23 protein-coding genes are annotated in these 25895 nt (G+C 72.5%); 16 read left to right on the forward strand and 7 right to left on the reverse strand.

Annotation, left to right across the window (positions count from 1 at the left end; translation table 11 throughout):
* Positions 1-80: 80 nt before the first annotated feature.
* The gene (locus FGX59_RS12905) at positions 81-425 is read right to left on the reverse strand and encodes a RidA family protein (protein ID WP_138466945.1); all 345 of its coding nucleotides are present in this window, start codon (positions 423-425) and stop codon (positions 81-83) included.
* Between the two features lie 156 nt (positions 426-581).
* Between FGX59_RS12905 and FGX59_RS12910 the strand changes: the two genes are divergently transcribed.
* Positions 582-1517: a LysR family transcriptional regulator gene (locus tag FGX59_RS12910; protein WP_138466946.1), complete on the forward strand. Its 936-nt coding sequence runs from the start codon at positions 582-584 to the stop codon at positions 1515-1517.
* 28 nt (positions 1518-1545) lie between these two features.
* Here the strand turns inward: FGX59_RS12910 and FGX59_RS12915 are convergent, their stop codons facing one another.
* The 4 genes from FGX59_RS12915 to FGX59_RS12930 all read right to left on the reverse strand — a co-directional run bounded on the left by FGX59_RS12915 (position 1546) and on the right by FGX59_RS12930 (position 5626).
* Positions 1546-2790, reverse strand: a complete 1245-nt coding sequence (locus FGX59_RS12915) for a Zn-dependent hydrolase (protein WP_138466947.1) — start codon at positions 2788-2790, stop codon at positions 1546-1548.
* Between the two features lie 34 nt (positions 2791-2824).
* On the reverse strand, positions 2825-4105 hold the full coding sequence (locus FGX59_RS12920; RefSeq protein WP_138466948.1) for a TRAP transporter large permease: 1281 nt from the start codon (positions 4103-4105) through the stop codon (positions 2825-2827).
* Positions 4102-4569, reverse strand: coding sequence for a TRAP transporter small permease (locus tag FGX59_RS12925; RefSeq protein WP_138466949.1), 468 nt, complete (start codon positions 4567-4569; stop codon positions 4102-4104). The genes FGX59_RS12920 and FGX59_RS12925 overlap by 4 nt, the downstream gene beginning before the upstream one ends.
* A gap of 79 nt (positions 4570-4648) precedes the next feature.
* Positions 4649-5626, reverse strand: a complete 978-nt coding sequence (locus FGX59_RS12930) for a DctP family TRAP transporter solute-binding subunit (protein ID WP_138466950.1) — start codon at positions 5624-5626, stop codon at positions 4649-4651.
* 145 nt (positions 5627-5771) lie between these two features.
* Here FGX59_RS12930 and FGX59_RS12935 point away from each other — a divergent pair, with 145 nt between their 5' ends.
* The 5 genes from FGX59_RS12935 to FGX59_RS12955 all read left to right on the forward strand — a co-directional run bounded on the left by FGX59_RS12935 (position 5772) and on the right by FGX59_RS12955 (position 10115).
* Positions 5772-6152, forward strand: a complete 381-nt coding sequence (locus tag FGX59_RS12935; RefSeq protein WP_138466951.1) for a DUF2946 family protein — start codon at positions 5772-5774, stop codon at positions 6150-6152.
* A gap of 93 nt (positions 6153-6245) precedes the next feature.
* Entirely contained in the window at positions 6246-7193 is a 948-nt protein-coding gene (locus tag FGX59_RS12940) for a DUF1775 domain-containing protein (RefSeq protein WP_138466952.1), read from the forward strand.
* Positions 7190-7795 (forward strand): SCO family protein, encoded by a 606-nt coding sequence (locus tag FGX59_RS12945; RefSeq protein ID WP_138466953.1) that lies wholly within the window; start codon positions 7190-7192, stop codon positions 7793-7795. Before FGX59_RS12940 ends, FGX59_RS12945 begins: the two co-directional genes overlap by 4 nt.
* A gap of 77 nt (positions 7796-7872) precedes the next feature.
* Positions 7873-9225 (forward strand): PepSY domain-containing protein, encoded by a 1353-nt coding sequence (locus FGX59_RS12950; RefSeq protein WP_138466954.1) that lies wholly within the window; start codon positions 7873-7875, stop codon positions 9223-9225.
* Positions 9226-9446: 221 nt separating this feature from the next.
* The gene (locus tag FGX59_RS12955) at positions 9447-10115 is read left to right on the forward strand and encodes an adenosylcobinamide amidohydrolase (RefSeq protein WP_138466955.1); all 669 of its coding nucleotides are present in this window, start codon (positions 9447-9449) and stop codon (positions 10113-10115) included.
* A 9-nt stretch (positions 10116-10124) separates the two neighbouring features.
* On the opposite strand, the gene FGX59_RS12960 is transcribed toward FGX59_RS12955, so the two are convergent.
* Complete coding sequence (locus tag FGX59_RS12960; RefSeq protein WP_138466956.1) at positions 10125-11390, reverse strand: MFS transporter; 1266 nt, start codon at positions 11388-11390, stop codon at positions 10125-10127.
* A gap of 253 nt (positions 11391-11643) precedes the next feature.
* Here FGX59_RS12960 and FGX59_RS12965 point away from each other — a divergent pair, with 253 nt between their 5' ends.
* The 7 genes from FGX59_RS12965 to FGX59_RS12995 all read left to right on the forward strand — a co-directional run bounded on the left by FGX59_RS12965 (position 11644) and on the right by FGX59_RS12995 (position 19055).
* Positions 11644-12612: a LacI family DNA-binding transcriptional regulator gene (locus FGX59_RS12965; protein WP_138466957.1), complete on the forward strand. Its 969-nt coding sequence runs from the start codon at positions 11644-11646 to the stop codon at positions 12610-12612.
* Positions 12613-12658: 46 nt separating this feature from the next.
* Positions 12659-13675, forward strand: a complete 1017-nt coding sequence (locus tag FGX59_RS12970) for an ABC transporter substrate-binding protein (RefSeq protein ID WP_138466958.1) — start codon at positions 12659-12661, stop codon at positions 13673-13675.
* A gap of 96 nt (positions 13676-13771) precedes the next feature.
* On the forward strand, positions 13772-14593 hold the full coding sequence (locus FGX59_RS12975; RefSeq protein ID WP_138466959.1) for an ABC transporter permease: 822 nt from the start codon (positions 13772-13774) through the stop codon (positions 14591-14593).
* A gap of 3 nt (positions 14594-14596) precedes the next feature.
* A complete protein-coding gene (locus FGX59_RS12980) occupies positions 14597-15373 on the forward strand; it encodes an ABC transporter permease (protein WP_138466960.1) in 777 nt (258 codons plus the stop codon).
* Positions 15366-16379 (forward strand): ABC transporter ATP-binding protein, encoded by a 1014-nt coding sequence (locus FGX59_RS12985; protein ID WP_138466961.1) that lies wholly within the window; start codon positions 15366-15368, stop codon positions 16377-16379. Before FGX59_RS12980 ends, FGX59_RS12985 begins: the two co-directional genes overlap by 8 nt.
* The gene (locus FGX59_RS12990) at positions 16376-17281 is read left to right on the forward strand and encodes a nucleoside hydrolase (RefSeq protein WP_138466962.1); all 906 of its coding nucleotides are present in this window, start codon (positions 16376-16378) and stop codon (positions 17279-17281) included. Before FGX59_RS12985 ends, FGX59_RS12990 begins: the two co-directional genes overlap by 4 nt.
* Positions 17265-19055, forward strand: coding sequence for an adenine deaminase (locus FGX59_RS12995; protein ID WP_138466963.1), 1791 nt, complete (start codon positions 17265-17267; stop codon positions 19053-19055). Before FGX59_RS12990 ends, FGX59_RS12995 begins: the two co-directional genes overlap by 17 nt.
* Before the next feature lie 1573 nt (positions 19056-20628).
* On the opposite strand, the gene FGX59_RS13000 is transcribed toward FGX59_RS12995, so the two are convergent.
* Positions 20629-21357, reverse strand: a complete 729-nt coding sequence (locus FGX59_RS13000; protein ID WP_370295992.1) for a GntR family transcriptional regulator — start codon at positions 21355-21357, stop codon at positions 20629-20631.
* Between the two features lie 56 nt (positions 21358-21413).
* Here FGX59_RS13000 and FGX59_RS13005 point away from each other — a divergent pair, with 56 nt between their 5' ends.
* The 3 genes from FGX59_RS13005 (at position 21414) to FGX59_RS13015 (ending at position 25892) form a co-directional block, all read left to right on the forward strand.
* Positions 21414-22454, forward strand: a complete 1041-nt coding sequence (locus FGX59_RS13005) for an AbrB family transcriptional regulator (protein ID WP_138466964.1) — start codon at positions 21414-21416, stop codon at positions 22452-22454.
* A gap of 153 nt (positions 22455-22607) precedes the next feature.
* Entirely contained in the window at positions 22608-23789 is a 1182-nt protein-coding gene (locus FGX59_RS13010; RefSeq protein WP_171060632.1) for a YcaO-like family protein, read from the forward strand.
* Positions 23790-23813: 24 nt separating this feature from the next.
* Positions 23814-25892, forward strand: coding sequence for a BTAD domain-containing putative transcriptional regulator (locus FGX59_RS13015; RefSeq protein ID WP_138466966.1), 2079 nt, complete (start codon positions 23814-23816; stop codon positions 25890-25892).
* Positions 25893-25895 lie beyond the last annotated feature (3 nt).

Below are 25895 nucleotides of genomic sequence, written 5' to 3' on the forward strand. Positions count from 1 at the left end.
CAGCCGGGGGATCGCGCGGGGCGGTGCCCTGCGCGTCGGAAAGCGGCGCGGCCCGGGCGGGCGCGCCAGGGGGCCCGGGGTCAGCGGGCGGCGGTGGCGATGAACTCGACGCGGTAGCCCGGCGTCGCCAGCCGCGCCTCGCCGCAGGCGCGCACCGGCGGGTTCGCCGGGTCGATCCAGGCGTCGTAGACCGCGTTCATGGCGGCAAAGTCGTCCATGTCCGCCAGCCAGACGATCATCTGCAGGAGCTGCGACTTGCTGCTGCCGACACGCGCCAGCAGGGCATCGACCTCGGCCAGGGCGGTGCGGGTCTGGGTGGCGATATCCGCCCCCTCTTCGCCCACCTGCCCCGCGAGATAGACGGTATCGCCATGGATGACGGCCTCGCTCATGCGGCTGCCGGGGTCGAGACGGGTGATGGTCATGGGATGCTCCTGTGCGAACTGCCCCGAGCCTAGGCGTTCCGCCCCCCTCCGCCTAGCGCTGCGGCGCGGCACGTCTTGATCGCAGGGATAAGCCCCGGCTATGACTGCACGCCGCCCGCGCCGTGCTATTGCGGGCGGGTCCACGAGTCGAGACCCATGCCCGCCAACAAGACCATCGCCGACCTCAACTGGAACCTCCTGCGCAGCTTCTGCGTGATCGCCGAGGAAAAGGGCATCACCCGCGCGGCCAAGCGGCTGAACATGAGCCAGCCCTCGGTCAGCCTGGCGCTGCAGCGGCTGGAAGAGCAGCTCGGCTGCCAGCTGGTCTTCCGCGGCAGCCGCCATTTCGGCCTGACGCTGCGCGGCCAGAAGATCTACCAGGAATGCGCCGAGATCTTCCGCGGGGTGGAGCGGATCGGCGCGCTGACCGGCGACCGCAACGACGAGGAATTCGGCGAGCTGTCGCTGTCGATCATCTCGGCGCTGCATTCGCCGCTGCTCGACGAGGCGGTGCGGCTCTTCCACCAGCGCCACCCCTCGATCACCTGGCGCATCGAGGTGCAGAACTCGGCCGAGACGGTGCGCCGGATCACCCAGGACAAGGCCGGGATCGGCATCTGCCTGCTGACGAAGCCCATTCTCGGGCTGGAATGCCGCCATCTCTTCCGCGAGGAATTCAGCGTCTTCTGCGGCGCCGAGCATCCGCTCTACGGCAAGACCGAGATCGACATCCGCGACCTCCAGCAGGAGCCGCTCGTCGCCTTCACCTGCGCGACCGACGGGATGGGGCTGGAGCCGATGCTGATGCTGCGCGAGGGGTTCGGGCTGGGCCAGCGGATCAGCGGCTCGAGCCACGACCTGGGCGAGGTGCGCCGGATGATCGCCTGCGGGCTGGGGATCGGCATCCTGCCGGCCGTCGCGGTGGCCGAGGAGGTGGAGCAGGGCCAGCTCTGGCCGCTGCAGCTTGCCGACCAGCCGCTCGGCGCCGATGTCTTCCTGGTCCATAGCAGCCAGGGCGTGCTGCAGCCCCCCGAGCAGATGTTCGTCGACCTGCTCGAGGAATTGATGAACCTCTATCCTGACATGCTCTGACGGCCGGGGCCGCCGGAGCGGGGCCGGATCAGCGGTCGGCGCGCGCCGCCACGGCATGCAGCAGCATGTTGAGCCCGGCCTCGAAATCGCCCGGCTCGCAGCTTTCGTTGTTGTTGTGGGTGATCCCGCCCTTGCAGGGGGCGAAGATCATCGCAGTCGGGCAATGCGTCGCCATGTGATAGGCGTCATGCCCGGCCTGGGACTGGATGTCCCGCCAGTTCCATCCCTGGCGCACCGCCTCGGCGCGGATGCCCGCCACCAGCCCGGCGTCGAAGATGTCGCCGCCCCAGCTCCATTCGTCCTCGACCACCGCCACGCAGCCGGCCATCGCGGCGGCGGCATGGGCGGCGCGGCGCATCTTCTCGGCCATCACCCGCGCCGTGACCGGATCGGGATGGCGCACATCGGCGATGCATTGCGCCGTGTCCGACAGGATGCCCGGCTTGTTCGGCCAGGCCGCCAGCCGCGAGCCCGTCGCCTTGCCGTCGCCCACCGCGAAATCCCAGCCCAGATCGTCGACCGCGGTCAGGAAGCGCGCCCCGGCGATCAGCGCGTTGTGGCGCAGATCCATCGGCGTCGGGCCGGTATGGGCGGTCTCGCCCTCGAAGCGCACCCGCATCCCGTGGCTGGGATAGCCGCCGGTGACGACGCCCACCTGGCGCTTCTCGGCATCGAGGATCGGGCCCTGCTCGATATGCAGCTCGAAATAGGCGTCGATCTCGCCGGCCCTGCAGGGGACCGTGCCCTTGTAGCCGATCCGCTCCAGCTCGTCGCCGAAGCGCGGGCCGTCATCGGCGACGAGATCGTAGACCCAGTCGCGCTCGTAGCGGCCGACATAGCAGCCCGAGGCGACCATCGGCGGCGAGAAGCGCGCGCCTTCCTCGTTGGTCCAGTCGACCACCGCCAGCGGGCGGCGGGTGCGGTGGCCGAGCTCGTCGAGGCGGCGCAGCACCTCGAGCCCGCCCAGCACCCCGGCGATGCCGTCGAAGCGCCCGCCATTGATCTGGGTGTCGAGATGGCTGCCTATCAGCACCGGCGGCAGCGAAGGGTCGGTGCCCTCGCGGCGGGCGAAGATCGAGCCCAGCTCGTCGATCTCCACCGCCAGCCCGGCCTCGCGGCACCAGCGGCAGAAGAGGTCGCGCATCTCGCGGTCGGCATCGCTCAGGGTCAGCCGCGACAGACCGCCGGGGCGGCCCTGGCCGATCGCGGCCGAGGCCTCGATGGTGGACCAGAAGCGCTCGAGCGAGACGCGGGCGTCAGGGGAAAGGGTCATGTCGGTCTCTGTGTCAGGTTGGGGGAGCGGGGCGTCAGGACGCCCCGGCCAGGCCGGTGACGATCCCGGGGAACAGGACCAGCAGCAGCAGCACCGCGACCATCGCCCCGAGGAAGGGCAGCAGGTAGCGGAAGGATTGCGACATCGGGATGCCCCCGGTGCGGCAGGCCGCCATCAGGTCGATGCCCAGAGGCGGGGTATTGGCGCCGATGGCCAGGTTGATGGCCAGCAGGATGCCGAAATAGACCGGGTCGATCCCGTAGCTGCGCAGCATCGGCAGGAAGACCGGCGCCAGGATCAGGATGATCGCGATGCTCTCCATGAAGGTGCCGAGCACCAGCACCAGCGCCATCAGGAGCAGAAGCGCCACGGTCGCGTTGCCGGTCAGCCCCTGGATCGCCTGGAGCGCCAGCTGCGGCACCTGTTCGGCGGCGAGGATCCAGCCGAAGACCGAGGCCGCCGCGATCACGAAGAGGATCGAGCCGGTCATCTCGGCGGTGTCGCGCAGGATGGCCAGGGTCTTCCTCAGGTCGAGGCCGCGATAGACCAGCCCGCCGGTCAGCAGCGCATAGGCCACGCCCGCCCCCGCCGCCTCGGTCGGGGTGAAGACGCCGAAGCGGATGCCGCCGACGATGATCACCGGGGCGAAGAGCGCCGGCAGGGCCGCGACGAAGCGGCGGCCCAGCTCGCCCGGGGCCGCGGTCTCGCCGCCGCGCCAGCCATGCTTGCGCGAGATCGCCCAGGCCACCGCCATCAGCCCGCCGCCAAGCAGCAGCCCCGGAATGATGGCGCCGAGGAAGAGCTGGCCGATCGAGGTATTGGTCGCCGTGCCGTAGACGATCAGCACGATCGAGGGCGGCACCACCGTGCCCAGCGACCCCGCGCAGCCGAGCGCGGCGCAGGAGAAGCCGGGCGGATAGCCGCGCTCCTTCATCGCCGGCAGCAGCATCGTGCCGATGGCGATCACGTCCGCCACGCCCGAACCCGAGAGCGAGCCGAAGAGCAGGCAGGCGGCGATCATCACCATGGCCAGCCCGCCGGTGGCCTGGCCGACCAGCGCGGCGCAGAGCGCGACGATGCGCGGCGCCAGCCCGCCCTCGACCATCAGCATGCCGGCCATCAGGAAGAGCGGGATCGCCAGCAGGGTGAAGCTGTCAATCCCCGCCACCATGCGCTGCGCCACGACCATCATCGGCGCCAGGTCGGCCACCGCGACATAGAGCGCCGAGGACAGGCCGAGCGCCACGGCAATCGGCGCGTCGATCAGCACGAGGAAGGCGAAGCTGCCCAGGAGCAGCGCCAGTTCGAAGCTCATGGCCGCCCCCCGCGCAGGAAGATCGCCAGGATCGACAGCCCGGCGCCGAGCGGCAGGGCGAGGTAGAAGAGCCCGCCCGGCAGCGCCATGGCGGTGGTGCGGTGATGCCAGGTGAACATGGCGATCTTCCAGCCGCTGACCGCCAGGACGGCGAGGAAGGCGAGCGTGGCGAGCCCCGCCAGCGCCAGCACGGCGCGGCGCGCCCGGCCCTCGGGCAGGACGAGCTGCAGCAGCCCGGCGCGGAAATGCGAATTGCGCGCGAAGCCAGAGACGAGCCCGGTGAAGGCGACCCAGACGAGGATCAGCCGCGGCAGCTCCTCCGACCAGCGCGGCGTGCTGCCGAAGCCGTAGCGCGAGACCACGACCCACAGCACGATGGCGGCGAGCGCCGCGGTCCCGGCCGCGCCCGCGGCACGGGCGGCGGCATCGAGCGCGGCGAGCGCCCTGTCGCGGAGGCCGCTCATGCCGCGCCCCCCGCCGGGGAGTGGCGCCGCCTGCCGGAGGCGGCGCCCGTCGGGCCGGTGCCGGCCGGCAGGCAGCGGCTCATTTGCGGTACTCGCCGAGGATCGAGAGCAGCTCCTCGCCGTAGAGATCGGCATTGGCGTCCCAGATCGGCTGCACCGCCTCGATGAAGGGCGCCTTGTCGACCTCGTTGACCTCCATGCCCTGCGCCTCGAGCTTGGCGATCATGTCGGCATCGCTGTCGGCGACCATCTGGCGCTGCTTGGCGCCCCATTCGACCGCCGCCGCGCGGACGGTCTGCTGGTCCTCTTCCGAGAGCTTCTCCCAGACCGGCTTCGACAGCACCAGCGCCGCGGCGCCCCAGACATGGCCGGTCAGCGAGACGTATTTCTGCACCTCGTAGAAGGAGGCCGAGTAGATGATCGAGAGCGGGTTTTCCTGGGCGTCGAACACGCCCTGCTGCAGCGCCGAGTAGAGCTCGCCGAAGGACAGCGGCGCCGGTTCCGCGCCGAGCGCCTCGAAGGTGTCGAGCCGCACCTTGTCGGGGGTGACGCGGATCTTCAGCCCGGCCAGGTCGGCGGGCGTCTCGATCGGGCGCTGGGAGTTGGTGACATTGCGGAAGCCGTTCTCCCACCAGGCCAGCACGGTGACGTTCTGCGCGTCGAGCATCTCCGCGAGCGCGTCGCCGAGCTTGCCGTCGAGCGCGGCAAAGGCCTGCTCGCGGCTTTCCCAGGCATAGGGCATCTCGATGATGCCCATGCGCGGCTCGACCGTCTGGAACGAGCCCGCGCCGATCACGCCGCCCTGGACCGCGCCGAATTGCAGCCCCTCGATCATGTCCTTCTCGTTGCCGAGCTGGCCGCCCGGAAACACCTCGATCTTGACGCGGCCGCCGGTCTTCTCGGCGACCTCCTCGGCGAAGCCGGTGGCGGCGATGTTCCAGCTATGGCTCTCGGAGAGCACATGGCCGATGCGGATGGTGGTCTCGGCGGAGGCGGAGGCGGCCATCATGGCCAGCCCGGCGGCGAAGCCCGCGGCCAAAGTCCCGGTGATTTTCATGGGGAAGCTCCTGTTGGGTACTGGCGCGATTGAACCAAGTTCGGCGCCGCAACTCAAATAGCCCCCCGCTATCGATGGGATGCGCAGGTGCTATGGACGGCGAAAGGGCTTCCCATTGCCGCCCGGCCCGGGTTATCTGCGCGCCATGATCCGCCTCCGGACCCCTGCGCTTGCCGGCTTCCTCTTCGCCGCCCTCCTGGTGGCGCTGAGCGTGCTGTCGGCCGCGCAGATGGGACCCGACCGCGACCGGCTGGAGCGCCAGGCGCTGATGTCCGCGACCGGCGCGGCGATGGAGGAACTCTGCGGCACCGCGGAAGGGCACGGCCATGGCGGGCATGACAGCCACGATCACGGCCGGGGCTGCCCCTTCTGCCACAAGCTGCCCGGGGTCGACCGCCTGACCGCGCCCGACCGGGTCATCCTGCTGTCTCTGCCCTACCGGCCCTCGGGCCTGCCCGACCTGGTCTCGGGGCCGCAGCACCTTCTGCCCCATGTCTCCGTGCGCGCGCCGCCGCGCGCCGCCTGAACCTGCCCGAACCGGGCCGTCCGCCTGCCGGACGCGCCCTTCCCAGACCCGGCCCGCCCCTTGTGCGCCGGACGGACAGTCACGGAGACACCCATGTCCATCAAGACCGCATTCACCGCCCTGGCGGCCCTTCTCGCCATGCCTGCCGCCGCCGCGGCCCATGCCACGCTGGAGCAGGCGGAGGCCGTCATCGGCCAGACGACCAAGATCACCCTGCGCGTGCCGCATGGCTGCGACGGCGAGGCCACCGAAGCCGTGCGCATCGAGATCCCCGAGGGCTTCTACAATGTGAAGCCGATGCCGAAGCCCGGCTGGACGCTCTCGACCGAGACCGGCCCCTATGCCGCGCCCTACGACAATCATGGCACCAAGATGAGCGAAGGCGTGCGCGCGGTCATCTGGTCGGGCGGCGAGCTGCCCGATGCCTGGTACGACGAATTCACCCTGCGCGGCACGGTCGGGCCGCAGATGGCGCCGGGGCCGATGCGCTTTCCCGCGCTGCAGAGCTGCGCCCATGGCACCGCCGACTGGACCGACGCCAGCGGCAGGGCGGGCGTGGCGAACCCCGCGCCGTCGCTGCAGCTGGTCCGGGGACCGGATGGCAGCCACGCCGCGGCCGCGGTGCTCGGCGATCTGACGGTCACCGCGCCCTTCATCCGCGCGACGCTGCCGAACCAGCCGGTCGCGGGCGGCTTCCTGCAGATCGCCAATGCCGGGACAGGGGCCGACCGGCTGACCGGCGCCAGCTCGCCCGCCGCGGGCCATATGGAGATCCACGAGATGGCGATGCAGGGCGATGTCATGGTGATGCGCGAGCTGCCCCGCGGGCTGGAGATCCCCGCGGGCGGCTCCGTCGAGCTGAAGCCCGGCGGCTACCATGTGATGTTCATGGATCTGGCGCAGCCGATGGCCGAGGGCGCGACCGTGGCGGTGACGCTCGAATTCGAGAAGGCCGGCGCGGTGGTGCTGCAGATGCCGGTGGTGGCGCGCGACGGCGGCGCCGCCGGCCATGCCGGCCTCCATGCGGGGCATGGGCAATGAGCCCGGCCGCACGCTCCCGCCTGGCGGCGGCGCTGTTCGGGACGGCGGTCGCCGCGGTCCTGGCCGGCGGCGCGACGCTCTATGTCCGCTCGCTCCGGGGCCCCGAGGGCACGATCGCCGCGACCATCGGCCAGGGCGGCTACCGGCTGGAAACGACCGCAGGCGGCGCCTTCACCGAGGCGGTGCTCGAGGGCGCGCCCTCGGCGGTCTTCTTCGGCTTCACCCACTGCCCGGAGGTCTGCCCGACCACGCTGGGCGAGGTGGCGCAGTGGCAGGACGAGCTGGCGGAGGACGGGCACGCGCTGCGCGTCTTCTTCGTCACCGTCGACCCCGAGCGCGACACGGTCGCCCAGCTCAGGGACTACGTCTCCTGGGTGCCGGGCGTGACCGGCGTCTCGGGCAGCCCGGAGGAGATCGCCGAGGCGGTCCGGGCCTTCCGCATCTTCGCCCGCAAGGTGCCGCTGGAGCAGGGCGGCTACACGATGGACCACACCGCCTCGGTGCTGCTCTTCGGCCGCAACGGCAAGCTGGCCGGGGTGCTGCCCTACCAGCCCGACCCGGACGCCGCGATGGAGGCGATCCGCGCGCTCTACCAGGGCTGAAACCGCCCGCCCCCGGTTCCGTCCCGCCGCCCCGCCAGGGGGCGGCGGCCCCGTTCCCGCATCCCGGAAAGAACACGATGACCCGATCCCCCCAGAGCGCCGCGAGCGCCGCCCTCTACCGCGCCGTCTGGCGCTGGCACTTCATCGCCGGACTCCTCGTCCTGCCCTTCATGGTCCTGCTTGCCGCGACCGGCGCGATCTACCTCTTCAAGGACGAGATCAACGACGCCGCCTACCGGCAGCTGCGCTTCGTCGCGCCGCAGGCCGCCGCAATGCTGCCGCCCTCGGAGATCGCCGATGCCGCGCTCGCGGCCAGCGGCGGCACGCTCCGGGGCTACCTGCCGCCCGCCGCCCCCGACCGCGCCGCGCAGGTCCGCATCACCGGCCCCGACGGGCTGAAGGACACGGTCTTCGTCGACCCCTATGACGGCAGCATCCTCGGCCGCCAATGGGATGCCGGCGCCGCCGGATCGCCCGCCATGCATGTCGTGCGCAAGCTCCACAGCCTGGAATATACCGGCTGGCTCGGCAACCGGCTGGTGGAGCTGGCGGCGGGCTGGATGATCCTGCTGACCGGCACCGGCCTCTACCTGTGGCTGCCGCGGGGCCGCAGCCTCGGCGCCTTCGCCATCCGCCAGCGCAGGGGCCGCGGGCTCTGGCGCGACCTGCATGCGGTCACCGGGCTATATGCCGGGGCGGCCATCGTCTTCCTGGCGCTGACCGGCCTGCCCTGGTCGGGCTACTGGGGCAAGAATTTCTACGACCTGGCCTACCGCGCCGGGCTGGGGATGCCCGACGGCTACTGGTCCTCCTATCCGGTCTCCTCCGTGCCGGTGGGCGCGGCCGCCGACAAGGCGCCCTGGATCATGGAGAACCAGCCCCTGCCGCTGTCGCAGGGCACCGGCGGCGCGCCCGCGGGGCTCGACCGCATCGTCGCCGCCGTCGAGGCGGCGGGGATCCATCCGGGCTATGCCATCGCCATGCCCGCGGGGCCCGAGGGCGTCTTCACGGCCTCGGTCTATCCCGACGACATCACGGCCGAGCGGGTGATCCATCTCGACCAGTACACGGGCGAGATCCTGTTCGACATGGGGCTGGCCGAGCTCGGCACGCTGGGGCGGCTCGCCGAATGGGGCGTCAGCATCCACATGGGCCAGCAATGGGGCCGGGCGAACCAGATCGTGCTGCTCGCCGTCTGCCTGGCCATGGGGCTGATGGCGGTCGCCGCGGCGGCGATGTGGTGGAAGCGGCGCCCGGCGGGCGGGCTCGGCACGCCGCCGCTCCCGGCCGACTGGCGGATCCCGCGCGGGCTCCTGCTGATCGCGCTGGCCGCGGGCGCGCTCTTCCCGCTGGTCGGGCTCTCGATGCTGGTGCTCGCCGCGGTCGAGACCGCCGTCGCGCTGGCCGCCCGGCGACGGCGGCGCGCCTGACTGCGGGCGGGACAGGCGGCTGCGACGGCGGGTCGCCTGTCCCCTTCCCCGGGGCCTGCGGATAGTCGCGGCCCCGGGCCCGGCCGAGACCGCCCGCCTGCCCGGAGCCCGAGAGACCTGCCGATGATCCTTCCCGTCCCGTGCCCGCCTTTCCGCGCATCCGCCCTGCCCCCGCGGCAGCCGGCCGGTCCGGTCCGGGAAAGGACGCGCGGGGCGCGGCCATGAAGCTCTGCCATGACGATCCCTGGCTGATCGCCGATCTCGGCGCGCCGCTGCGGGTGCTGAGCTGGAGCCTGACCCATCCGGGCTTCGCCACCGCCCGCCGCGTCGCCTTCCGCCAGGTGCGCGACGCCGATCTGCCTGAAGGCCGCGATGTCGGCGGCTGGCTGGCCGCCGAGACCCGGGCCGCGGGGCTCGGGGATGCGCCGGTGCTGCTGACCTCGCGGCGGCTCGGCGCCTATCGGCTCTGCCATGCCCGGGCCGAGGAGACGGAGGCCGCCTGCCTTGCCACGGTGGGCCTGTCGAATGCCGAGCGCGCGGGCCATCGCCGCGCCCTCCCCGCACCCGCGCCGGGGCGCGGCACGATCAACCTCCTGGTCCGGGTCTCGGACGGGCTGTCGGAGGCCGCGCAGATCGAGGCGCTGAGCATCGCAGCCGAGGCCCGCACTGCGGCGGTGATGGAGACCGGCCCGCTCCTGCCCGCGGGGCGCGCCACCGGGACCGGCACGGATTGCATCGCCCTGGCCGCACCGGCCGGCGGGGCGGCCTATGCGGGGCTCCATACCGCGATCGGCGAGGCGGTCGGCCGCGCGGTCTACGACGCCGTGCTGGCAGGCGCGCGGGAGTGGATGGCGGCGCGGCCCGATCTGGCGCCGGGCGCGCGGTCCTGAGCCGGGCGCTCAGGCGGCGCGGTTCAGCTCTTCGGGCGGCGGCGCCAGGCTGTCGACCCGGCGCAGCGCCGGGAAGAGCCGCATCCAGAGCGCGCAGACCCCGAGCGAGACCAGCGCGCCGCCCGCAACTGCCGGGACCGGGCCGAAGAGCGCCGCCATGCTGCCCGAGCGGAAGCCGCCGAGCTCGTTCGAGGCGCCGATGAAGACCGCATTGACCGCGCCCACCCGGCCGCGCAGCTCGTCGGGGGTGTGGAGCTGCACCAGCGTCTGGCGGATGATGACGCTGACCACGTCGGTCGCGCCGATCGCCACCAGCGCCAGCACCGACAGCCAGACCGTCTCGGAGAGCGCGAAGACCAGCGTCGCCAGCGAGAACCCCGCCACGCAGAGGAACATCGTCCGCCCGGCATTGCCGCGGATCGGGCAGGCCATCAGCACGAAGGCCACGCCGATCGCGCCGATCGCGGGCGCGCCGCGCAGCAGCCCCAGCCCGACCGCGCCGACATCGAGGATGTCGCGGGCATAGACCGGCAGCATCGCGAAGGCGCCGCCGAGGAGCACGACGAAGAGATCGAGCGAGATCGCCCCCAGCACGATCGGCCGCGCCAGCACATGGCGGAAGCCCGCGGTCAGATCCTGCCAGCTCTGCTTCTTCGAGGCGGCGCGCGCCTGGGCGGGCTTCGGGATCATCAGCGCCAGCAGCGCCGCCGCCGCCATCAGCCCGGCGCTGAGCCCGTAGGCCGCCTGCGGCGAGAGCGCGTAGAGCAGCCCGCCCGCGACCGGCCCGCAGACCGTGGCGATCTCGGAGGCGCTGGCATTCAGCGCCAGCGCCTGCGGCAGCTGCGCGGCGGGCACCAGATTGGTCACCAGCGCCTGGCGCGCCGGATTGAGGAAGGCCCGCGCCGTGCCGTAGAGGCAGATCAGCGCGAAGATCGGCCAGGCGAGATTGTTGCCCGCCGCCGAGAGCGCCCAGAGTCCGGCCGAGACCAGCCCCATCACCGCCATGCAGCCCGACAGCAGCCGCCGCCGCGAGACCCGGTCGACCACCGCGCCGGTCACCAGCACCAGCGCCAGCGCCGGGGCGAATTGCGACAGGCCGACCAGGCCCAGGTCGAACGGGTCGCGGGTCAGGTCGTAGACCTGCCAGCCGACCGCGACGGTCTGGATCTGCATTGTCAGCCCGGTGAGGAACATCGCCGCGATGTAGAGCGCGTAGCCGCGGTTGCGCAGCAGCTCGCGGCGCGGCACCGGCCGCGCTTGGCTGTCGGCTGTCATGAAGGATCCTCCTGGCCGGGCGGGGCCCGTCCCCGGACCGCGGCGGACCCTGCGCGAATCTGGCGCCGAAGGCAAGCGGGCCCCGGGTGGACTGTCCGCCCGGCGGACGGCGCCGCCCGCCCCCTGGCAGCCGTCCTTCCGCCCAAGATCTGTGCAGATTAACCCATCCGCCCGGATTTTTCAGCTTAATCGTTTAATCCACGTTTGACCTCGCTCCAAGCAGAAGATTAATCGTTTCACCAAAGGAGACCCCATGGCCAGCCTGAAGCAGATTGCCCAAGAGATCGGCGTATCCACCGCCACCGTATCGAATGCGCTCTCGGGCAAGGGCCGCGTCTCGGCCGGGCTGGCGGCGCGGATCCGGGACCATGCGGCCGCGCTCGGCTACAGCCCCAGCACGGCGGCGCGGGCGCTGAAGACCGGGCAGAGCGGCATCCTCGGGCTGGTGATGCCGGATCTGACCAACCCGCTCTTCCCGCGCATCGCCCAGAGCCTGTCGACCGCCGCCGAGGCGCGCGGGCTGGGCATCCTGATCGGCGATTCCCGCGGCAATGCCGGGCGCCAGGCCGAGATCCTCGCCCGGCTGGCCGGGCGCGGCGTCGACGGCATCCTCGTGGTGCCGCAGCGGGGCAGCGCCCCGGCCGAGCCCGGCGTGCCGATGGTGGTCATCAACACCGCCTCCGACCCGCGCAGCACCGTCTCGGCCGACCATGCCGGTGGCGGGCGGATGCTCGGCGCGCATGTCGCGGCGCTCGGCCACCGCCGGGTGGCGCTGCTGGGCGGCGATGCCGTCTCGGACGTGCAGCAGGACCGCATCCGCGGCATGAAGCGCGGACTGGGCCCGGCCTCGGAGGCACGCGCGGTCTGGGGCGAGGCCGGGCTCGACGCGCTGCCCGGGCTGGTCGCGGGCGGGGTGACGGCGGTGATGGCCTGCTCCGACCTGCTGGCGCTCGGCGCGCATTCGCGGCTGACCCGCGCGGGGCTGTCAGTGCCCGGCGATGTCAGCCTGACCGGCTTCGACGACCTGCCGCTGGCCACCGCCATGCATCCCGCGCTGACCACGGTGGCGCAGGATGTGCAGGCCATTGCCGACTACGCGCTCGGCATCCTCTGCCGCCGCATCGCCGGCGAGACCGATCTGCCGCCGCCGGGCCATGCCGTGCCGATGCGGCTGGTGCTGCGCGACTCCGCCGCCGTCCCCTTCCGCGGCGCCGCCGCATGACCCCCGCCCGACCGAAACGAACTGTCCAACCAGGAGCCCCGACAAGATGAAACTCTCCCTCTCCCTGCTCGCGCTGAGCTGCGCCATGGGCGGCACCGCGATGGCGGCCGACCGGACCCTGACCATCTCGGTCTATTCCTTCGCCCAGGACGAGTACAAGAAAGCGCTCTACGACCCGTTCGAGGAGATCTGCGGCTGCGACATCGTCGTGGAGACCGGCAACTCGGTCGAGCGCATGGCCAAGATCGAGGCCAATGCCGCCAATCCGGTGATCGACATGGCCGTGATCTCCACCCAGGACGCGCTGAGCCTGGCGCGCAAGGGGCTGATCGCGCCGCTCGACGCCGCCAGCCTGCCGAACATGGCCAAGCTCTATGACAGCGCCAAGGATCCCAATGGCGACGGCATGTCGGTGGGCTACACCTATTACGCCTCCTCGATCGTCTACCGCTCGGATCTGGTGCAGGTCGACAGCTGGGGCGACCTGCTGGGCCCGGATCTGGCCGGCCAGGTGGCACTGCCCAACATCACCGGCACGCAGGGGCCGCTGACGCTGATGATGCTCGGCAAGGCGATGGGCGAGACCGGCGGCCTGGCCCCGGTGATCAGCGCTGTCGGCGAGAAGGCCGACGACATCGTCACCTTCTACTCGCGCTCCTCCGAGCTGGTGCAGCTGATGAACCAGCAGGAAGTCATCGCCGCCCCGGTCGGCCGCTTCGCCTGGAGCAGCTTCGCCGACGCGCCGCTGCCCTTCGCCTGGGCGGAACCTGCCGAGGGCCAGGCCGGCGGCATGAATGTCATGGTGATGACCAAGGGCAACGGCAACGAGGAGCTGGCCTACCAGTTCATGGACTACTGGCTCTCGACCGAGGTGCAGACCAGGATCGCCGAGATGCTGGTCGACAGCCCCGCCAACAAGGAGGTCGTGGTCAGCGACGAGATCGCCGCCAACCTGACCTACGGCGCCGATGTCATCAACGCGCTGAACATCCTGCCCGCCGCCGACGTGGTCGACAACCGCGAGGCCTGGGTCGAGCAGTGGAACACCGAGGTGATCCGCTAATCCCGCAACAGGGACTGGGCCCGCAAGGGCCCGCCCCGCCCGCCGCCGCCGCCCCGCCGGGGCCCGCGCCGGCCCAGAACAGATGGACCCCGGACCATGTTCCGCAACACGCGCGAAGGGCTGGCGCTGGTGCTGCCCGCCGCGATCTTCTCGACGCTGCTCTTCCTCGTCCCGGTCGGCATCCTGCTGTCCGAGGCCTTCCGCCCCTCGGGCAGCTGGTCGCTCGCGGGCTATGCCGAGTTCTTCTCGGAGCCGCTGAACCGCACCGTCTTCCTGCGCACGCTGAAGCTCGGCCTGCTGGTCGCGGGCACGGCCGCCGTGATCGGCTATGCCGCCGCCTTCTGCATCGTCAATCTCGGGCCGAAATCGCGCGGCCGGGTCTTCGGCATGGTGGTGCTGCCGCTGATGATCTCGCCGGTGGCGCGGACCTATGCCTGGATCGTCATCCTGGGACGCACCGGCATCGTCAACGGCGCGATCACCGGGCTCGGCCTGTCGGACACGCCGGTGCGGCTGCTCTTCACCGAGACGGCGGTCTTCCTCGGCCTGCTGCAGCTCTTCCTGCCGCTGATGATCATCAGCCTGGTCTCGGCGATGGAGAACATCCCGCGCGACGTCATCCCCGCGGCCCGCGTTCTGGGGGCGAGCTGGCTCGCGGTCTTCTTCAAGGTGATCCTGCCGCTGACGCGCGAGGGGCTGGTGATCGGCGGCACGCTGGTCTTCACCGGCGCGCTGACCGCCTATATCACGCCGGCGATCCTCGGCGGGTCCAAGGTCCTGATGCTGGAGACGCTCCTCTACCAGAAGGTCAATGTCTCCAACGACTTCGTCTCGGCCAGCGTCATCGCGATGATCCTGATCGTCATGTCCTTCTCGGCGAACCTGCTCCTGAAGCGCATCGCCACCGCCCGGAGCTGAGCCATGAGACATCTCGCGACCTGGACCATCCTGGGGCTGACCCTGACCTTCCTGATCGGCCCCTTCATCATCATCATCCTGGCCGGCGCCTCGGCCGGGAACAGCCTGGCCTTCCCGCCCGAGGGGCTGTCGCTGAAATGGTACCTGAAGGTCTTCACCATCGAGAGCTTCCGCGCCAGCTTCGCGCTGTCGATGGCGCTGGCGGTGTTCGGCACTTTGTCGGCGCTGATCCTCGGCGTGCCCGCGGCCTATGCGCTGAACCGCTACAAGCTGCCCGGGGCCGAGACCGTGCGCACCATCGTCGCCGCGCCGATCATCGTGCCGGGGATCATCGTCGGCCTGGCGCTCCTGCGCTATGTCGTGGTGCCGACCGGGGTGACCGTGACGCTGGCGCTGTTCCTGGCGCATACCGCGCTGGTGCTGCCCTATGCGGTGCGCGTCGTCTCCTCCTCGATGCAGAACCTGCGCGCCGACATGGAAGAAGCGGCCGTGCTCCTCGGCGCGACCCGGCTCCAGGCCTTCTCCAAGGTGGTGCTGCCCAATATCCGCGGCGGCGTGCTGGCGGCCTTCATCCTGGGCTTCGTGACCTCCTTCAACCAGGTGCCGGTCTCGCTCTTCCTCTCGGGGCCGGGGGTGCGCACGCTGCCGATCGACATGCTCGCCTACATGGAGATCACCTTCGACCCTTCCGTCGCCGCGCTCTCGGCGCTGCTCGCCTTCCTGTCGCTGGGCATCGTCTTCGCGGCCGAACGCCTCCTGGGATTCTCTCGCTATGTCTGATGCCTTCGTCGAACTCTCCAACCTGACCCTCGCCTATGGCCGCAGCATCGCGGTCCCCGCGCTGGACCTGTCGATCCGCGAGGGCGAGCTGATCGCCCTGCTCGGCCCCTCGGGCTGCGGCAAGACCACCACCATGCGCGCCATCGCCGGGCTGATGCGCCCCACCGCGGGCCGCATCTCGATCGACGGGCGCGACGTGACCCGGGTGGCGGCGAACAAGCGCGGCATCGGGCTGGTCTTCCAGTCCTACGCGCTCTTCCCGCATCTGAGCGCCTTCGAGAATGTCGCCTTCGGCCTGCGCCTGCAGAAGCTGCCCGAGGCCGAGATCCGCGCCCGCACCGAAGAGGGCATGGCCACGGTCGGGCTCTCGGGCTTCGAGGCCAGGAAGCCCGCCGAGATGTCGGGCGGCCAGCAGCAGCGCCTGGCGCTCGCGCGCAGCCTGGTGATGCGGCCCAAGGTGCTGCTTCTCGACGAGCCGCTGTCCAACCTCGACGCGCGGCTGCGGCTGGAGATGCGCACCGAGCTGCAGCGGGTGCAGAAGGAAACCGGCGTCACCATGGTCTTCGTCACCCATGACCAGGCCGAGGCGCTGGCCCTCGCGGACCGGATCGTGCTGATGAACCAGGGCCGGATCGAGCAGCTCGGCACCGCCGCCGATCTCTATGCCCGCCCCGAAACCGCCTTTGCCGCCGAGTTCATGGGCTTCGAGAACATCTTCCGCACCGAGCCCGGCGCGCTCGTCTCGGACCATGGCCGTCTGCCGCTGGCCTATGACGCCGCCGGTCCGATCCTGGCCTGGCGGCCGGATGCGGTGACGGTGGGCGAGGGCCCCTATCGCGGCCGGGTCGCCGCCGCCTCCTTCGCCGGGTCGCACCGCGAATACGTGATCGACAGCCCGATCGGCCCGGTCAAGGCCGATGCCGATATCGCCCTGCCCGAAGTGCCGCTGGGCGAGACCCTGGCCTTCGACCTGCCCGCCGCCACCGCGCGGCCGCTGGCCTCATGAGCCTCTGGGTCGACACCGATTTCGGCTTCGACGATCTCTGGGCGCTGCTCCTGCTGACGCGCGCCGGGATCGCCCCCGCGGGGATCTCGCTGGTCGCGGGCAATGCGCCGCTCGGCCGGGTGATCGCCAATGCGCAGGGCGCGGCGGCCGCCTACGGGATCGCCGCGCCGCTCCATGCCGGGGCCGACCGGCCGCTCCTGCGCGCGCCGGAAACGGCCGGGCGCATCCTCGGCCCGCGGGGCATGCCGTCCCGCGGCCGCCACCTGCCGGATGTCGGCCTGCCGCCGCCCCCTGCCGACGCGGTCGCGGCGATGGCCGCCTGGCTCGCAGAAGGCGACGGCCCGCGCACGGTGCTGGCGCTCGGCCCGCTGACCAATATCGCCCTGCTGCTGCAGCGCCATCCCGCCGCCGCAGCCCGCATCACCCGGCTGGTCTGGATGGGCGGCAGCGACGGGCCGGGCAACCATTCGCCCCGTGCCGAGTTCAACGCGCTGGCCGATCCCGAGGCCGCCGCCCTCACCGCAGCCTCCGGCCTGCCGCTCGACGTGGTGGACCTGATGTTCTGCCGCCGCGCCACCTTCGGCCCTGCCGACCTGCCAGGCACCGATCCGCTGACCGCCGACCTGCTCGGCGGCTATCTCGATATCGGCCTCTCCCGCGGGCGGCCGGGCATGGCGATCTACGACCCCGTCGCCGCCCTCGCCGTGGCCCGCCCCGCGGCGATCGGCTTCGCGCCGGTGCGCATGGCGGTCTCGACCGAACCCGGCGAGAGCTATGGCGAGACCCGCTTCGCCGGCGACCCCGCAGGGCCGGTCCGGCTGGCCCGCATTGCCCATGACGACATCGCGGCGGCCTGCCTTGCCGCGCTAGAAACGGATCCCGCCGATGGCCTTTCCCGCTGACCTGAACGACCCGGCGCTGCGCGCCCGCGCAGTGAAGGCCGCCCGCGGCCTGGCGCCCTTCGACCTGCTGATCACCGGGGCCGAGATCCTCGACATGGTCACCGGCCGCACCCGCCGCGCCGATATCGGCCTGACCGGCCCGCTGATCGCCAGCGTGCACGCGCCCGACCCGGCGCGCGAAAGCCGCGCGCGGCTCGATGCGGCCGGGCTGACGGCGGTGCCGGGCTTCATCGACACGCATATGCATGTCGAGAGCTCGATGGTGACCCCGGCCGAATACGCCGCCGCGGTGGTGCCGCGCGGAGTGACGACGGCGCTCTGGGATCCGCACGAGCTGGCCAATGTCGCAGGCGAGGACGGGCTTTCCGCCGCGCTCGATGCCGCGCGGGACCTGCCGCTCCGGCTCCTGCCGCTGATGCCGACCTGCGTGCCCTCCGCCCCCGGCTACGAGGCCAGCGGCGGCGATTTCGGCCCCGGGACCGTGACCCGCTGGCTGGCGCGCGGCGACATCCATGGCGCGGCCGAGCTGATGACGATGCAGCCGCTTCTCGAGGGCGATCCGCGCGTCGCGGGCATCGTCGGCGCCGGGCTGGCGGCGGGCAAGCGGGTCTGCGGCCATGCCCGCGGCCTGTCCGGCGGCGATCTGGCCGCCTTCGCCGCCGCGGGCGTGGAGACCGATCACGAGCTGACCGGCGCGGAGGACCTGCTGGCCAAGCTCGAGGCCGGCTTCACCATCGAGCTGCGCGGCTCGCATGCGCATCTGCTGCCGGACTTCGCCGAGGCGCTGCTCGGGCTCGGCGCGCTGCCGCAGACGGTGACGCTCTGCACCGACGATGTCTTCCCCGACGACTTGGCGGAGAAGGGCGGGCTCGACGCGGTGATCCGGATGCTGATCGGCTGCGGGCTGCCGCCGCTCTGGGCCTATCGCGCGGCGACGCTGAACGCCGCCAGCCGCATCGGCCGCCCCGATCTGGGGCTGGTCGCGCCGGGGCGCCGCGCCGATCTGGTGCTGCTTTCCGATGTCGCGGAGGTGCGCGCGGCCCATGTCATCGCCGACGGGGCGCTGGCAGCCTCCGATGGCGCGCTCCTCGGCCGGCCCGCCCGGCCCGCGACCCCGGCCGCGCTGCGGAACACGATGCGGCTCGCCCCCCTTTCGCCTGCCGATTTCGAGGTGCCCGCCCGCGGCCCGCGCGCCCTTGTTGCCACGCTGTCGAAGCCGCGCTTCCCGGTCTGGGGCCGCCGCGAGATTGCCGTGCGCGACGGCCGGCTGGAGCTGCCCGCCGACATGATCCGCATGGCCGTCGCCAACCGCCACGGCGCGGGAACCCCGGTGCGCGTCGCCCTCCTCGAGAACTGGAGCAGCTGGCGCGGCGCCTTCGCCACCAGCGTCTCGCATGACAGCCACAACCTGACGGTCTTCGGCCGCGATCCCGCCGACATGGCCGCGGCCGCCAATGCGGTGATCGCCGCCGGCGGCGGCGTCGCGGTCGCGGCAGAGGGGCGCGCCACCGCCTGCCTGCCGCTGCCGGTGGCCGGGCTGATGAGCGAGGCGCCGCTGGCCGAGGTCTCCGCGGGCTTCGCCGCCCTGCGCGCCGAGCTCGGCCGCCTGGTCGACTGGGAGCCGCCCTACCTGGTCTTCAAGGCGCTCTTCGGCGCCTCGCTGGTCTGCAATCCGGGCCCGCGCCTGAGCGATGCCGGGCTCGTCGAGGTCTTCGAGGGCAAGGTGCTGGAGAGCTGCATCCTCGCCGACGGCCCCGATTTCGTACCCGCCTAGGCGGGCAGACCGGGCCCGCGGCACCGCCGCCCGGGCCCGTCCTTCTCCCCGGTCCGCCTGTGCCGGCCAGGCCATCCGCCCCGTCCGAAATGCGTTCCCGCTGCGGAAGCCCGCCGCCGACCGGACGCAACCACAGGGCCGGACCGGACGCCGGGGCAGCTCCGGCGGCCATGGTCCCGGCGCCCGTCCCTTCCACGGAGCGCAGACCGGAGACCGCCTCCTCGGCCGCAGGTCCGGTCCGCCGATCCCGGTGGCACGCATCTCCCCTTCGCAGAAGGAGCGGGCCGACGCGCCTGCCCGTCCTCTCGGCCCCTGTCAGGCTGACGAGAAAAATGTCCGCGGCCCGTGACGGAGGAGACCGGCCCGGCGCCTGCCGGGGCCGCATTCCGAAGCGGAGGATGAGAAGCCGGGACAGGACGGTTTCCCGGTCGCTGCTGCTGCCTGTCCCGCTGAACGCGCATGTCCGGCAGCTTTCCGGGCCGCGGGGCCGCATTCCAGTCCCCATCCCCGTCCCCGTTCCCGTCCCCGTCCCCGTTCCCGTCCCCGTCCCCGTCCCCGTCCCCGTCCGGGGCAGTGTCCGCGGCATCGGCATGCCGTCAACGCTTGCGTTCCCCCGTTTCCATTTGGCCGGCCGACGCCCCCCTCGGTAGCGATTGCTCCGGAACGTCTGCAGCCTGGCGCGAAGGCAGTGCCGCCACCGTTCCGGAGCGGCTCGCGGACGCCCTCGCTCGCCGTCGTGCCTGGCTGGGCCGGCGACGCGACCGCCACGCCCGGCCGCTGCAGGCCCGTCACCGCCGCGGCGCGGCCAAGGCTGCCTGCGAGGCTCGGGCGAATGACGGCGAGGTGCTCTGGACGACCTCCGGGAAGTCACACGCACGGGCGTCTCTGCCGCGCCAGCCAACCACCTCGATCGCCGAAGCGGCCGACTGGCCCGCGGGATGTGCACCGTCCCTGCCGGGTCGACCTCCCATGGCCCTCCGGACGCCGGTCCCGCGATCGCCGGGGCCAGTCCGGCAGAAACCTCCGCCGACCCGCGGCAGGCCCGCGCGACGGCCCGACCCGGCCGAGAGGGCAGAGAGCCCCGAGCGCAGGTTCCGGCGGGGTGCGCCGAGGCATTGAGGACAGGCCGGGCACGCCCAGCGGACGGCACGCGGGCCACGGGATCGGGAGGTTCGCATGACGCAAGACGCAGCGATCAGCGCCGTCGACCTCGCCAAGCAGGCCGTCCCAATGCGCAAGGCGGCAGCAGGCGACGTCGCCCTCCGCGGGAGCGCGCCGGGGCGAGGGCTCTGGCGCCTGCCTTCGCGGTCCGCTGGCGACGGCCATTCGCGCCTCGAAACGGGACGGCCCGTGGCGGCGGGAATGCGCCATCCTCTGCCGCCGGAGGCTCTGCGGAACGCCGTCGCATGCGCTCCTGTGCAGAGGCGCTCTGCCGCAGCGGAGCCCTCGACGCCGGGCGGCGGATGCGGACAGGACCCTCCGGCCGCGACGCGATCGATCTCCGGGCGGGCGCGCCGCGCACGGCTCTGCCTCTCTTGCCCGGCCTCCGCAGCAACCGGGCCAGGCGGCGGGATCAGGACGGCGGGCCGGGCTCCGGCTCCGGCGGCAGCGCGCGGGGGGAGCGCAGGCGGGCCCGCTGGGCGTTGCGGATATGGCGCTGCATCGCCGCCTCCGCCGCGCTGCCGTCGCGGGCGCGGAGCGCCGCCAGGATCGCGCGGTGCTCCTCCGCCGCTCCGGCACGGCGCTCGGGATCGGCCAGCGTCGTGGGGCCGAGGATCAGCATCGTCTTCTCCATCCCGCGGATCGCGCCGATCAGGAAGCGGTTGCGCGCCGCGTCATGCAGCGCCGCGTGGAACTGCCGGTTCGCCTCCGAGGAGCCGCGCTCGTCGGCACGGGCAAGCGCCGCCTCCACCGCGAGCTGCAGCACCTCGAGCTCCTCCAGCTCGACATCCGAGGCGATCCGCGCCGCCAGCCGCGCCGCCGTGCCCTCGAGCACCGAGCGCATCTCGTAGAGCTCTGCCACCTCGGCATAGTCGAGCTGGCGCACCACCGCCCCCTGGCGCGGCAGATGCGCGACCAGCCCCTCGGCCTCGAGCAGCCGCAGCGCCTCGCGCACCGGCGTGCGCGACAGGCCCAGCCGCGAGGCCAGCTCCACCTCGCGCAGCCGCGTCCCCGGCGCCAGCGCGCCCGAGCGGATATCCTCCAGCAGCCGCTGGTAGGCCGCCTGGCCCTGCGGCAGGCCCGGCGCCTCGCTTCCCTGTTCCGCCAACTCCGCGCCCTCCGTCATGCTGCCGCTTCCCATTCTGCATCCTTTTGGATACTTCTGGATACATGGAATCGTAGCAGCAGGAGCCGCGCATGGAAAGCCAGCTTGTCCTCCGCCTGAAAACCGTGCTCCTGGCCGCCGCCGGGGCGCTGGCCTTCCGATGGGCCGGGCTGCCGCTGCCCTTCCTCTTCGGGCCGCTGGCGGTCTGCCTCGGTGCGGCGCTGTGGGGGATGCAGCTGCGCGGGCCGGGGCAGCTTTCCTCCGCGGCGCGGACCATCCTGGGCGTGGCGGCGGGCTCGGCGATCACGCCGGACGTGGTGCACATGATCCCCTCGATGGCGGTCACCGTGGCGATGGTGCCGGTCTTCGTCCTCGTGATCGGGCTTGTCGGCGTGCCGTTCTTCCGCCGCCTCGGCTACGACCCGGCGACAGCCTGGTACGCGGCCATGCCGGGCGGCTTCCAGGACATGGTGCTTTTCGGGCAGGAGGCCGGGGGCGATGTCCGCGCGCTCTCTCTGATCCAGGCGACGCGGGTGCTCTTCATCGTCGCGCTGGCGCCGGTGCTGATCGTGCATCTCTATGGCCGCGGCCTCGACATGCCGGTGGGCGAGCCGCTCCTGGCGATGCCGCCCGGGGAGCTCGCGCTGATGGTCCTGGCCGCGCTCGGCGGCTGGAAGCTGGCGGCACGCGCCGGGCTCTTCGGCGCGCCGATCCTCGGGCCGCTGATTGCCACCGTGATCCTGACCCAGGCCGGGCTCCTGCATCACCGCCCCCCGCGCGAGGCGATCCTGGCCGCGCAGTTCTTCGTCGGCATCGGCATCGGGGTCCACTATGTCGGCACGACCCTGGGCGAGATCCGCCGCTACGTCGTTTCGGGCGCGCTCTACGTGGCGATCCTGGCAGTGCTCTCGGCGGCCTTCACCGAGGCGATCAGCCTCGCCGGGCTGGCCCCGCCGCTCGACGCCTTCCTCGCCTTCGCGCCTGGCGGGCAGTCCGAGATGACGGTGCTGGCAATCGTCAGCGGCGCCGATCTGGGCTTCGTCATCGTCCATCACATGATGCGGATGGTGATCGTGATCCTCGGGGCGCCCGTGGCCGCGCGCTACCTGATGCGGCCGCGCAGCGACCCCTGAGCGGCCCTGCGGCCACGCATCCGCCCAATTCTCGGGCGGATGCCCGGCGGGCAGCGGGCAGATCGGCCCGACGGGCGGGGAAAATGTCGCCGTAACGGCAAGAGCCGGCTTATGCTTAAGCAAAAGCGGCCGGCGGCAGCCGGTACGGGGGACATGACAGAGCACGCACCAGCCCTGGCGGAGGACGCCGGACAGCTTTTCAGCGCGGCGGCGCTGATGCTCGGCACGGGTAAGCCACCCGCGCTGCCCGGCGCGCTGCGCTCTGCGGCCGCCCGCATGCTCGACGCGCTCGGCTATGGCCCGGCGGAGGCCGGAACGACCGCCAACCGGATCGCGCTCCTGCGGCTCGCCGCTAGGCTGGGCGGCGTCTTCCCGGTGCCCGCGCCCTTCGCCCCCGGCCTGCGCCTCGTCGGCGCCCGCGCACCCGAGCCGGGGCAGAGCGGCTTTTCGGGCCGCGGCCTCGACCCCGCCCGCGCCTTCGAGACCTGCCTCGGCGAGGCGGCGGAATACCTCTCCTTCCTGCGCCAGCCGGAGGATCCGCTGGTGCGCGACGGCCATGTGGCGGGGCGGCGCCTGGCCGATGGCAGCGCCTGCAGCCTGCCCGCAGACGAGGTGCTGCGCGATCCCGGCGCCGGGGCGGGAGCCGCCTCCAGCACCGGAACCGGCGCCGGGCCCGATCCCGAGACCGCCACCTGCGCCGCGCTTCTCGAGGCGGTGGAGCGCGATGCCGTCGCCCGCTGGTGGCACCGGGGCGAGAGCGCCCGTGCCGTTCCCGCCGCCGGGGAGGCATCTGCGCTGGAAGCCCGGCTCCGCGCCGGACGGGCGCGGCAGACCTGGTTTCTCGACCTGACCCCGGCCCATGGCCTGCCGGTCGCAGCGGCGCTGTCCTGTGATCCGGGCGGCGCGGCCGTGGTCGCGGGCTTCTGCGCCGCTCCGGAGCATGCCACCGCCCAGCGGGGCGCGCTCCTGGAGCTCTGCCAGATGGAGGCCGCTTCCGAGCTCGCCCGCTACCGCGCCCGCACCGTCGGCGAGGCGGCAATGGGCCCGGCCGAGCGGATCTGGCTGGAACGGCAGCGCCATCTGCATCTCGACGCCTGCCCCTGCCTTGCGGGCTCGCCCGCCCCGCCCCGCGACGCCGCCGCGCTCGGCCCGGGCCGTCTCTCCGCCGCCATTGCCCTACGGCTCGAGGAGGCCGGGCACCGCGCCGCCGCCTGCGACATCACCCGTCCCGGCATTGGCATCCCGGTGATGCGCGTCCGGGTGAGCGGGTTTCTCGATACCTCGCAAAATGATACCATTCATTCCGCAAACCGAATTCGACCCGCCCCGATTTGACCCCAGCCAGACGGCCCGAAAGTTTTGACCCGCCAGTTCCAGGACCCCAGTTTCGCCCAGCCCGTCTCCGGCCGCAGCCGCGGCCCGGCGCCGCCCGGCCTGTCGATCGGGCTCTTCGGCGGCTTCCGCCTGGCGGGCGCCGATGGCAGGCCGCTGTCGCTGGCCAGCCGCAAGGGCCGGGCGCTGCTGGCCTATCTGGCGCTCAGCCCCTCGGGCAGTGCCAGCCGCGAGAGCCTGGCCACGCTTTTGTGGAGCGGCAGCAGCGACGCCCAGGCGCGGACCTCGCTGCGCCAGTGCCTGCGCCAGATCCGCAAGCCCCTGGAGGATGCGGGCTTCGACGGCCTGGCGGGCTCGCGCGAGGAGGTGGTTCTCGATCTCGCGCGGATCTCGGTCGACCTGCTCGACTGCGACGCCGCGCTCTCGGGCGAGGGCCCGCTCGAGGCGCTGCCCGAGACCTTCCTCGATCCCGAGGGCATCCTCGCGGGGTTCGACGATATCGACCCGGGCTTCAGCGCCTGGATCCGGGTCCGGCGGCGGCAATGGGAGGACCGCTACGAGCGCCATCTGCGGCAGGCCATGGCCGCCGCCCCGCCCGAGCAGGCGCTGGCCGCCGCGGGCCATCTGGTGGCGATCGACCCGACCCATGAAGAGGCGCATCGCTGCCTGATCCGCTACCATGCCGAGACCGGCAATGTCCCCGCCGCGCTGCGCCAGTACGAAGGGCTCTGGACGCTGCTGGCCGAGGATTACGACATGGAGCCGGACGAGCAGACCCAGGCGCTGATCGTCGACATCAAGTCGGGCTGCCTGGTGCCGGCGCCGCGGCCGCCCGCCGGGGCCGCCCCGGCCCCGCCCCCCGCCGAGGAGGCCGGTCCCGCGCTGCCGGTGCCGCGCGCGGGCACGGTGCTGCCGCGGCTGCCGGTGATCGGCCTGCGCGCCTTCGTGCAGGGCGGCGCCTGGCAGCGCGAGGACAGCCTGGTCGAGGGCTTCCGCCGCGACCTGATCGCCGCGCTGGTGCGGTTCCGCGAATGGGTCGTGACCGAGGAGCGCGCGGCCTTCCCCGCCGAGCCCTCCGGCCAGCGGGTCGACTACACGATCGAGGGCTCCTACTACGAGGAGGCCGGGCGGATGCAGCTGGTGCTGACGCTGAAGAACAGCCGCCTCAACCGCTATATCTGGAGCGAGCGGGCCGAGCTGTCGCTGGACGGCTGGCGCGAGGTGCGCGAGACGGTGGTGCGCAAACTGGCGCTGTCGCTGAACATCTACCTCTCGGTCGACCGGATGCGCAGCGGCGCGCCGGGCGAGGACCGCGCCGACCGGATCTTCTCGCGCTGGCTGGCGGCGCAGGATCTCAGCTACCGCTGGCGCCCCGCCGACGAGGCCGAGGCCGAGCGCGAGTTCCGCAGCATCATCGAGGAGGCGCCCGGCTTTGCCCCGGCCTATTCCAGCCTGGTGCAGGTGATGAATTCGCGCCACCATGTCTTCCCCGGCCGCCGCCGCTCGCGCGAGCAGCACCGCGAGGCGCTGGATTTCGCCCGCAAGGCGGTGGAGCACGACCCGCTCGACTGCCGCACCCAGCTGTGCCTCGCCTGGTCCTACGCGATGAATGCCCGCTACGCCCAGGCGGCGATGAACTACCGCCTGGCCTACAGCCTGAACGAGAACGACCCCTGGACGCTGGTTTCCTGCGCGCTGGGGCTGGCCTATTGCGGCGAGCTGCAGGAGGCCGCCGCGCTCGAGGCGCGGGCGCGCGAGACCGGGCTCGACCTCTCGCCGCTGCACTGGGCCTATCGCGCGGGGGTGCGCTTCATCTGCGGCGACTACCTGGGCTGCGTCGAGGCGGCGGAGGCGGCGGAGGACGCCACGCTCTATATCCGCGGCTGGCAGGCGGCGGCGCTGGCCAATCTGGGCCGGGTGGCGGAGGCGCGCGAGGAGGCGGCGCATTTCGCCGAGCTGGTGCGCGACCACTGGGCCGCCGAGACGGCGCCGAGCACGGGCAACATCGCCGCCTGGTTCCTCGACGCCTTCCCGATCCGCAACCGCGACGTGGTCTCGGCGCTGCGCGACGGGCTCGCCCGGGCGGGACTGGCCGCGCCCGGCTGAACC

It is taken from the genome of Poseidonocella sp. HB161398 (assembly GCF_005870025.1).
Classification (GTDB): Bacteria; Pseudomonadota; Alphaproteobacteria; order Rhodobacterales; family Rhodobacteraceae; genus Mangrovicoccus.

Excerpts from the sequence above, each read along its gene's own strand:
- FGX59_RS12905 (WP_138466945.1), bottom strand. The coding sequence starts at position 425 with ATGACCATCACCCGTCTCGACCCCGGCAGCCGCATGAGCGAGGCCGTC.
- FGX59_RS12910 (WP_138466946.1), top strand. The coding sequence starts at position 582 with ATGCCCGCCAACAAGACCATCGCCGACCTCAACTGGAACCTCCTGCGC.
- FGX59_RS12915 (WP_138466947.1), bottom strand. The coding sequence starts at position 2,790 with ATGACCCTTTCCCCTGACGCCCGCGTCTCGCTCGAGCGCTTCTGGTCC.
- FGX59_RS12920 (WP_138466948.1), bottom strand. The coding sequence starts at position 4,105 with ATGAGCTTCGAACTGGCGCTGCTCCTGGGCAGCTTCGCCTTCCTCGTG.
- FGX59_RS12925 (WP_138466949.1), bottom strand. The coding sequence starts at position 4,569 with ATGAGCGGCCTCCGCGACAGGGCGCTCGCCGCGCTCGATGCCGCCGCC.
- FGX59_RS12930 (WP_138466950.1), bottom strand. The coding sequence starts at position 5,626 with ATGAAAATCACCGGGACTTTGGCCGCGGGCTTCGCCGCCGGGCTGGCC.
- FGX59_RS12935 (WP_138466951.1), top strand. The coding sequence starts at position 5,772 with ATGATCCGCCTCCGGACCCCTGCGCTTGCCGGCTTCCTCTTCGCCGCC.
- FGX59_RS12940 (WP_138466952.1), top strand. The coding sequence starts at position 6,246 with ATGTCCATCAAGACCGCATTCACCGCCCTGGCGGCCCTTCTCGCCATG.
- FGX59_RS12945 (WP_138466953.1), top strand. The coding sequence starts at position 7,190 with ATGAGCCCGGCCGCACGCTCCCGCCTGGCGGCGGCGCTGTTCGGGACG.
- FGX59_RS12950 (WP_138466954.1), top strand. The coding sequence starts at position 7,873 with ATGACCCGATCCCCCCAGAGCGCCGCGAGCGCCGCCCTCTACCGCGCC.
- FGX59_RS12955 (WP_138466955.1), top strand. The coding sequence starts at position 9,447 with ATGAAGCTCTGCCATGACGATCCCTGGCTGATCGCCGATCTCGGCGCG.
- FGX59_RS12960 (WP_138466956.1), bottom strand. The coding sequence starts at position 11,390 with ATGACAGCCGACAGCCAAGCGCGGCCGGTGCCGCGCCGCGAGCTGCTG.
- FGX59_RS12965 (WP_138466957.1), top strand. The coding sequence starts at position 11,644 with ATGGCCAGCCTGAAGCAGATTGCCCAAGAGATCGGCGTATCCACCGCC.
- FGX59_RS12970 (WP_138466958.1), top strand. The coding sequence starts at position 12,659 with ATGAAACTCTCCCTCTCCCTGCTCGCGCTGAGCTGCGCCATGGGCGGC.
- FGX59_RS12975 (WP_138466959.1), top strand. The coding sequence starts at position 13,772 with ATGTTCCGCAACACGCGCGAAGGGCTGGCGCTGGTGCTGCCCGCCGCG.
- FGX59_RS12980 (WP_138466960.1), top strand. The coding sequence starts at position 14,597 with ATGAGACATCTCGCGACCTGGACCATCCTGGGGCTGACCCTGACCTTC.
- FGX59_RS12985 (WP_138466961.1), top strand. The coding sequence starts at position 15,366 with ATGTCTGATGCCTTCGTCGAACTCTCCAACCTGACCCTCGCCTATGGC.
- FGX59_RS12990 (WP_138466962.1), top strand. The coding sequence starts at position 16,376 with ATGAGCCTCTGGGTCGACACCGATTTCGGCTTCGACGATCTCTGGGCG.
- FGX59_RS12995 (WP_138466963.1), top strand. The coding sequence starts at position 17,265 with ATGGCCTTTCCCGCTGACCTGAACGACCCGGCGCTGCGCGCCCGCGCA.
- FGX59_RS13000 (WP_370295992.1), bottom strand. The coding sequence starts at position 21,357 with ATGGGAAGCGGCAGCATGACGGAGGGCGCGGAGTTGGCGGAACAGGGA.
- FGX59_RS13005 (WP_138466964.1), top strand. The coding sequence starts at position 21,414 with ATGGAAAGCCAGCTTGTCCTCCGCCTGAAAACCGTGCTCCTGGCCGCC.
- FGX59_RS13010 (WP_171060632.1), top strand. The coding sequence starts at position 22,608 with ATGACAGAGCACGCACCAGCCCTGGCGGAGGACGCCGGACAGCTTTTC.